This is a genomic window from Chryseobacterium sp. KMC2 (assembly GCF_016756935.1).
In the GTDB taxonomy this organism is placed as follows: Bacteria; Bacteroidota; Bacteroidia; order Flavobacteriales; family Weeksellaceae; genus Chryseobacterium; species Chryseobacterium rhizosphaerae.
On the sequence record NZ_JAESIT010000033.1, the window covers coordinates 24,263 to 31,130 of the forward strand.

At 35.4% G+C, this 6,868-nt stretch carries 6 protein-coding genes; 3 read left to right on the forward strand and 3 right to left on the reverse strand.

Translation table 11 applies throughout. The features are described from left to right. Positions 1–26: 26 nt before the first annotated feature. Positions 27–1,187, reverse strand: a complete 1,161-nt coding sequence (locus JML65_RS23050) for an efflux RND transporter periplasmic adaptor subunit (protein WP_047490292.1) — start codon at positions 1,185–1,187, stop codon at positions 27–29. Between the two features lie 366 nt (positions 1,188–1,553). After that, positions 1,554–2,150 (reverse strand): TetR/AcrR family transcriptional regulator, encoded by a 597-nt coding sequence (locus JML65_RS23055; RefSeq protein WP_047490295.1) that lies wholly within the window; start codon positions 2,148–2,150, stop codon positions 1,554–1,556. A gap of 320 nt (positions 2,151–2,470) precedes the next feature. On the opposite strand from JML65_RS23055, the gene JML65_RS23060 reads away from it, so the two are divergent. Then, positions 2,471–3,025 carry a thioredoxin family protein gene (locus tag JML65_RS23060; protein WP_047490298.1) on the forward strand — a complete coding sequence of 185 codons (555 nt, stop codon included), beginning with the start codon at positions 2,471–2,473 and terminating at the stop codon, positions 3,023–3,025. A gap of 321 nt (positions 3,026–3,346) precedes the next feature. Here JML65_RS23060 and JML65_RS23065 read toward each other — a convergent pair whose 3' ends face one another. Beyond that, positions 3,347–4,252, reverse strand: a complete 906-nt coding sequence (locus JML65_RS23065; RefSeq protein ID WP_202272438.1) for an AraC family transcriptional regulator — start codon at positions 4,250–4,252, stop codon at positions 3,347–3,349. A 123-nt stretch (positions 4,253–4,375) separates the two neighbouring features. Between JML65_RS23065 and JML65_RS23070 the strand changes: the two genes are divergently transcribed. Next, entirely contained in the window at positions 4,376–5,605 is a 1,230-nt protein-coding gene (locus JML65_RS23070; protein ID WP_202272440.1) for an MFS transporter, read from the forward strand. A 2-nt stretch (positions 5,606–5,607) separates the two neighbouring features. After that, positions 5,608–6,868: trehalase family glycosidase (locus JML65_RS23075; RefSeq protein ID WP_202272442.1), on the forward strand; the 1,261-nt coding region annotated here is incomplete at its 3' end.

The following is a 6,868-nucleotide window of genomic DNA, read 5'->3' on the forward strand; positions in this document are numbered from 1 at the left end:
TTTTAAGTCTTCTGTATTCAGGATATTTATAAAGGTTTTGCTTTTAATAAACTGTCAGAAGAAATAGCTTTTGGTTTGATGGAGGCTCCATCTTTCAGGCTGCCGATTCCGGTGAAGACAATTTTTTCTCCGGGAGAAAGCCCTTCAGAAATAAAATAATACCCCTCTGTTTTTCCGGAGATTTTGATAGGTCTTCCGGTCACTTTCTGGTCTTTTCCCATCACATATACATAGGTTTTATCCTGAATTTCGAAAGTAGATTCCTGTGGAATGACTACGGCATTGGAGATAAACTGCGGCATACGTACTCTTCCGGTGTTTCCTGTTCTTAAAGCTCCGTTAGCATTAGGGAAAACGGCACGTACGCTGATCGCTCCGGTTGTTTTATCAAACTGTCCGTCTACAATACTTAATTTTCCTTTTTGAGGATAGATACTGTTATCGGCAATTACCAGTTCTACCAGAGGCATATTTTTCAGTTTCTCTTCTAAAGTGGCACCGGGATATTTATTTTGAAAAGCAATAAAATCCAGTTCGCTTAAAGAGAAGTAAGCATATATTTCGCTGATATCTGACAATAAAGTCAATGGATTAGGATCTGTTCTGGAGATCAGACTTCCTTTTTTATAAGGAATCCTTCCGATATAACCGCTTACCGGTGCGGTAATGGTTGTAAATCCTACATTGATTCTTGCGCTTCCTACTGATGCTTTAGCCTGTGATGCAGCGGCAACCGCAGCTTCGTAGTTGGCTTTTGCTGTTTTAAGCTGTACATCGGAAACTACTTTTGCAGCAACCAATGGCTGAAGTCTGTCGACTTCTACTTTTGCTTTCTGTATATTAGCATGAGCCACTTGGAGGTTGGCTTGTGCCATATTCATCTGCTCACCATAGCTTCTGGAGTCTATTTTAAATAATGGCTGTCCGGCTCTTACATAAGATCCCTCTTCTACATAAATTCTATCAAGATATCCATCTACCTGAGATCTGATCTCTACGTTGTTTTTTCCTTCTAAAGCGGTAGGTAGTTCCTGATATGTGGTAGCAGGGGAGGTGATAACGGTATAAACCGGAAGTTCAGGTGCTGGCGGTGCGGCATTAGATCCTTCGGCAGCCTTGGTGCAACTCTGTAAAAGAATTATACTTGAGATAAGTACAATAAACTTTGTTTTTCCAGGTATTTTCATTTTGGGTTTAATTTTTTTAATGAAGTGTTAGATTTAAGTAATATTCCTTGTAATAAATGCTGTTTTTTTTCCTAACAGTGTTAATGATTTGTTCAAAAAAAATTACAGAATTTTTAATGTCCGATAAAGTCGAGTGTTCCCATAATTGAATGTTTTAATGTATATAAATATATAAAGATGTGAGGTGTAATTATGTTAATTTTGCTAACGGTGTTAATATTTAAAGAAAAAATCATTATTTTTACTCATCGAATGGTATCAAATTTTACATAATAATTTTAGTTTTTAATCAGGTTTAAATGAATTAATTAAATTAACTCAGTGTTAAATTTCCTAACGGTGTTAATTTTTGATTCAAAAAAAAATCTATAAAGATTTAATAAAAGACGAAACTGTTTCGTCTAAAGATGACTTATTCATAGTAGATGGAATATCTGCTGTACGCATCATCATAATGGAAATCATTCCGTGAACTGCTGAAAACAGAGCATGAGACATATGACATGCATTATCCGGATTGGATCCGTTTTTCTTGATAATTTCATAGGTACATTCATAGATCATCTCCTGGAATGATGAAAATTCTTTTTTCATCTGGCCTTTTCCACAGCACTGCATTCCTAAACCAAACATAAGCTGGTAATATTCTTTATTTTTAAAAGCAAAATTCCAGTAAGCATCTACAATAGCCACAAGTTGGTCTTCCGGACTATCGTGTTTCTTCTGAGCTTTTAATAATTCTATATGTAAATTGTGGAAGCCATCTAAAGAAATTTCAAATAAGATAGCCTCTTTATTTTCAAAATAATCATATACTACCGGTGCACTATATTCAATAGCGTCTGCTATTTTACGCATGGATAGTGAAGCCCAGCCTTCAGTTTTTGCCAATGTGAAAGCAGCCTGCAAAATATTTGCACGGATGGATTCTTTTTCTCTTTGGCGGCGTTCATGTAGGCCCATGATATTTATTTACTAACAGTGTTAGCAAAACTACAAACTTTTAGACATAACTTCCAAATCTTATTTTGATTTTAACATTTAAGGGATGTTGATAGAAGCAGCTCAAAGCTGTAAGAACGGGAGCTAGAGACCATTTTTTGAATGTAATTTAAAAATCTTGTAAAAAAATGGATGAAGTGAAAATCAATACAATTGATGATCATGAGTTTTTAAGAGGCATATGACTTCCGTCCTCTATTAAATAAAAATAAAAATGTCTTATTCGGAACTCAGTTTATTAATAAAAGAAATTTTTATCTTTGTGAACAAAGAAATAAGGTATGAATACTCCCTCAAATATGTTGGCATTAGGAACCAAAGCTCCTTTTTTTGAGCTTCCAAACCCATCAAAAACGAATGAAATACAGTCTTTAGAAGATCTGAAAGGCGAAAAAGGTACACTGGTGATCTTCATGTGTAACCACTGTCCATTTGTTCTTCATGTGATCGATAAGATCAATGAGCTATATGAAGATTATAATGATAAAGGAATTGAATTCATTGCCATTAATGCGAATGATATCGAAAAATATCCGGCTGATTCTCCTGAAAAAATGATTGAATTTCAAATTGAAAGAAATTTTGACTTTCCTTATTTGTTTGATGAAAGCCAGGCAGTAGCGAAAGCTTATGAAGCTGCTTGTACACCGGATTTTTATTTCTTTGATGATAAATTGGACCTTATCTACAGAGGTCAGATGGATGATTCAAGACCGGGAAACAATAAAGATGTAACCGGAGAAGATTTAATTATTGCTTTTGAAAATCTTTTGGCCGGTGAAGCACAGGAGGAAATTCAGAGACCAAGCATGGGATGTAATATTAAATGGAAATAAATAAGTTACTGGTTTTTTAAATGCCGGTTCTTATGTATCATGATATAAAGGCTGTTCTTTTTAAGGACAGCTTTTTTATTTTCTCTCAGATTTCTCAGGTGCATTGTGCTGCTATTATTTTACTCACAGATGTAGCAGGTGCACAATGATAGTAACGTAAATTGTATCACTCTATAACACAAGCATCTGCTAAATCAGCTCAATTTGCGAGAGTTTTTATATTTGGATTCCTACGGAATGACAAAGTATGTGGATAAACTAAGCGCAATATTTATCCTTATGATTTTCCATAAACTGAAAATTACTTTAATAGCAATATTTTTAAAAACTGACTTTACTTTTAACCTGATTCTCAACCTTCAGGTCCACATTCACATTATTATGAGAATAGTTTTTAATAAACTCTGAAGGTATTTTTCCTGTATATTTTTTAAACATCCTGTTGAAATACGTCACATTATTAAATCCACAGCTATAGCTGCATTCCGAAATGGTTTTGTCCTGAGCCATCAAAAGACAGGCTTTATTGATCCTGTACCGGTTTACAAACTCTGTAAAAGTAATCTGAGTTGCTTTTTTAAAGAAATTACAGAAAGCCGGTAAGGTAAGGTTCGCGAGTTTGGCTACTTCTTCAATATTAATTTCTTTATCATAATGATGCTCTACATAGGTGAAAATATTTTCCAGTCGGGTTTTATTCTTAGAAATGATGGTGTAGGGCATAATTTCCTTATTTAAAAGCTCATAGTCTTTACATTTAGAAAGTTCAAAAAGAATATCAAGCAGGATTAAATATCTTTTGTAACCTTCAGATTCAAGCATGAGTTTAAGTTTTGGAAGCATTGCTTTTTTTACTTTATGATGAAAGTGAATGCCATATTTTGAAAGCTCCAGTAAGTTTTTAATAGATCTGGCTTCTACTTCCTGTTGGGGAAATTGAAGAATTTCCTCTTTGAACTGAAGTACAATTTCTTCATGAGGATCAATGGAATTTAAGCCAAATCCGGAATGAGGAATATTGGATCCGATAAGGACAAGATCTCCATGGGTATAATTACTTTTATGATAGCCTACATGGCGGGTTCCATTCCCGGAAATGACACAGACCAGTTCAATTTCGGGATGATAATGGTATTCCCATTTGAATTCCGAAATAGGGGAGTTATTGTGAATGGTCCGGAATGAGCTTTTCTCATTGGGAATAACTCTTTCAAAAGTAACTTTCATTTAATTAATCATATTTAATCATTAAAAATACTAATTATATTAATATTGTTCAAATATTGGTTTACTGTGTTAAATTATTGTTAACACAAATGCTTCTATCTTAGCCGACAAGAAATGATCTGGATGAAAAATTTCAATATAAAGGCGGTATTATTTTTAAATTATTTTGTTTTCGCAATTCTTTTGAATTCTGTGGGAACAGTTATTCTGCAGGTTCAGCAGAATTTTGGGATTTCAAAATCGTCTGCCAGTATTTTGGAAGGGTTTAAAGATCTTCCGATTGCCATTTGTTCATTCATCCTGGCTTCATTTCTGCCGAAGATCGGGATCAAAAATTCAATGCTGGCTGCTTTATTTATGGTGAGCTGTATGTGTTTTGTCATGCCATTTGCCAGCGGTTTTTGGATTTTTAAATTATTGTTTGCTATTGTAGGGATTTCTTTTGCCCTCATCAAAATATCAGTTTTTACATCTATTGGGCTGGTTACAGAAACGGATAAGGAGCATTCTAGTTTTATGGGATTCCTGGAAGGTTTTTTTATGATTGGAGTATTGGCAGGGAATCTTCTGTTCAGTTTATATATCGATGATCATAATCCCCAATCTACTCACTGGCTCAATGTGTATTGGGTATTGGGAGCACTTTCTACGCTTTCCTTTTTGTTTTTATTCTTTTCAAAACTGAACGAGAAGGAGGTGAAAAGTGAGAAAACAGATCTGCTAGGTGATCTAAAAAACAGTGCAAGTTTATTCAGTTATAAAAAAGTACTGTTCTTTTTACTGTGTGCTTTCCTTTTTGTTCTGGTGGAGCAGAGTTTTCAAACATGGACACCTACTTTTTATAAAGAAATCTTAAAGGTACCTACTTCAATGAGCATTCAGGCGGGAGCTGTTTTGGCCGGGGCTTTTGCTTTGGGAAGGTTTTTATCAGGTTTCTTCTCAAAAAAGTTCAGCTGGATTTATGTTGTTTCATTTTGCGTGATAGGTTTTGCGGTAAGTTTACTTTTGGTATTGCCATTAACTCATCATATTCATATTGGTACAGATACCAATTGGTTGAATGCACCACTTGTTGTCTACCTGTTCCCATTAATGGGTGGATTGCTGGCTCCTATTTATCCCAGTATTAATTCTGTGATTTTGGCTTCAATACCCAAATACTTACACAGTGCCATGTCCGGACTTATTGTTGTGTTTTCAGCAATTGGGGGAACTATAGGCTCAATTATTACCGGTTTTGTATTTCAGGAATTTAGTGGACAGCAGGCATTTTATCTTTCATTAATTCCACTTTCACTCCTGATCACTTCCGCCATTTTCATGAATAAATTAAAAATAAATCCTAAAAAATAAAAATGAGTAATCAACTTTATGTCAACGAAATTCAGACTCTTTTTGATGATGTACAGAAATCTGAGATTTTTGAAGATCAAAAAATGATGACCGATGCGGTTCCATTATTTCCGATCACTGAAATCAATAAAAAGTATGAAGAGGCCAAAAAAACAGAAGGTTTTATGCTGAAAGATTTTGTGATGACCCATTTTGATTTTTTAGGGGCAAAAATCTTGGTTCAGAGAGAGCATCACCTTCCTATTGAGGAGCATATTGAAAAATTATGGGACGAGCTGACCCGTACGGCTTATGAAGAAAAAGGAACCCTTTTGAAATTACCGAAACCTTATATTGTTCCCGGAGGACGTTTTAATGAGTTTTTCTATTGGGACAGCTATTTTATTATGCTTGGATTACAGGTTTCCGGAAGACTGGAAATGATGGAGAATATTGTGGAAAACTGTGCTTATCTGATCCAGCATGTCGGTTTTGTTCCGAATGCCAGCAGAACTCATTTTTTAAGCCGTTCACAGCCTCCGTATTTTTCGCTGATGCTGGATCTCCTTTTTGAAACTACCGGGAATAATGAAATTTATATACAATATCATACGACTTTAGAAAAGGAATATGCTTTCTGGATGAATGGTGAAGAAGAGCTTGAGAGTGGTTCATGCATCAAAAGAGTGGTGAAAACCAAGGATGGTGATATTTTAAACCGTTATTATGATGCAGAAAATATACCACGTCCTGAAAGTTACCTGATAGATATTGAGGATCATGAAAATGCTCCTGAGGATGAATTTTACAGAAATATAAGAAGCGCCTGTGAATCCGGCTGGGATTTTTCCAGCAGATGGTTTGCAGACGGAGAACATATACAGACCATAGAAACGCTGAACCTTGCGCAAGTAGATCTGAATTGCTTGTTATGGCATTTGGAGACCACACTGGCAACATCTTCAGCACTTCAGAATCTAAAGGAAAAGGAAAATTATTTTACTGAAAGAGCAGCAAAGCGAAGACAGATGATCAATAAATACTTCTGGGATGAAAAAGCGAAGACGTATAAGGATTATCATACTAAAAAAAACACAAAAACACCGTCTGAGCATATTGCTGCTCTTTACCCTTTATTTCTGGGATTGGCAGATCGGGAACAGGCTGAAGGAGTAGCCGGAATTATTGCTGAAAAGTTCCTGTACCAGGGAGGATTGGTTACCACAACAAAAAAATCAGGGCAGCAATGGGATTTACCCAATGCATGGGCTCCTTATCAGTGGC

What these genes read in the sequence shown, in the direction of transcription:
- JML65_RS23055 (WP_047490295.1), bottom strand. Translation starts at nt 2,150, where the DNA reads ATGGGCCTACATGAACGCCGCCAAAGAGAAAAAGAATCCATCCGTGCA.
- JML65_RS23070 (WP_202272440.1), top strand. Translation starts at nt 4,376, where the DNA reads ATGAAAAATTTCAATATAAAGGCGGTATTATTTTTAAATTATTTTGTT.
- JML65_RS23065 (WP_202272438.1), bottom strand. Translation starts at nt 4,252, where the DNA reads ATGAAAGTTACTTTTGAAAGAGTTATTCCCAATGAGAAAAGCTCATTC.
- JML65_RS23050 (WP_047490292.1), bottom strand. Translation starts at nt 1,187, where the DNA reads ATGAAAATACCTGGAAAAACAAAGTTTATTGTACTTATCTCAAGTATA.
- JML65_RS23060 (WP_047490298.1), top strand. Translation starts at nt 2,471, where the DNA reads ATGAATACTCCCTCAAATATGTTGGCATTAGGAACCAAAGCTCCTTTT.